The organism is Acidovorax sp. sic0104, from assembly GCF_019219095.1.
GTDB lineage: Bacteria > Pseudomonadota > Gammaproteobacteria > Burkholderiales > Burkholderiaceae_C > Acidovorax.
In genome coordinates, this window is the sequence record NZ_JAHUWH010000068.1 from 1 (window position 1) to 255 (window position 255).

1 pseudogene is annotated in these 255 nt (G+C 73.3%); it reads right to left on the minus strand.

Annotated elements, in window-relative coordinates:
• Positions 1-255, minus strand: a pseudogene (locus tag KW835_RS26690) (hypothetical protein); the annotation flags it as partial.

Consider the following 255-nt stretch of genomic DNA (forward strand, 5'->3'; position numbering starts at 1 on the left):
GGTGATGCTGCCATCGGGCCCGGGGATGCCGGGGCTCTGGTCTTCCACGGTGGGCGGGATGCCGTCGTTGTCGGGCACGCCCGGGGTGGGTGGTGTCACTGGTGGGGTGACCGGCGGGGTGACTGGCGGTTCGGGCTCCGGGTCCACCGGTGCGGCGCCGATCACCACGTCGAAGCTGTCGCTCACGGTGCCGCCATGGCCGTCGTCGGCGGTCACTTCGATGCTCACCGTGCCGGTGGCGGCGGGCGTGCCGCT